Raw genomic sequence first — 380 nt, forward strand, 5'->3', positions numbered from 1 at the left:
ACCCAGCCCCACGAGGGCGTACTTCCTCACAACAGGCCATCCCACCGAGAGGGTCGTACCAGGTCGTTGATAGGAGTTTCCATGCTCGAGCTGCGGCAGTTGATCGAGCATGCTTGCCTGCCAGATCGCTGTGAAATCAGCTGTACCGATGGTGCCAACCTGACCATCCGGCTCGGTCAGGGCCAGAGCCTCGATGAGTGCTGCACCCTCAGCGGGGTGCCATTGCGCAGCCTCAACAGCTGCCGCGATGTGCTGAACCTGGTGGAGCAATTGCATACCCTGCGTGACCGCCCGCCTGCACCGCTCAAGTCCATCGCCTGATGCGAGTGCGCGAACCCCGCCCAGCCCTTGGCTGGCGGGGGAAGGGCTGCGCGCAGCCG

General features: G+C 64.2%; 1 protein-coding gene. It reads left to right on the forward strand.

What is annotated here, in order from left to right; genetic code table 11:
- The first annotated feature begins 81 nt into the window (after window positions 1-81).
- The gene (locus QWI17_RS00685) at window positions 82-321 is read left to right on the forward strand and encodes a DUF1652 domain-containing protein (RefSeq protein ID WP_009682283.1); all 240 of its coding nucleotides are present in this window, start codon (window positions 82-84) and stop codon (window positions 319-321) included.
- Window positions 322-380: the final 59 nt, after the last annotated feature.

It is taken from the genome of Gilvimarinus gilvus (genome assembly GCF_030518155.1).
Lineage (GTDB): Bacteria > Pseudomonadota > Gammaproteobacteria > Pseudomonadales > Cellvibrionaceae > Gilvimarinus > Gilvimarinus gilvus.

Excerpts from the sequence above, each read along its gene's own strand:
- QWI17_RS00685 (WP_009682283.1), top strand. The coding sequence starts at position 82 with ATGCTCGAGCTGCGGCAGTTGATCGAGCATGCTTGCCTGCCAGATCGC.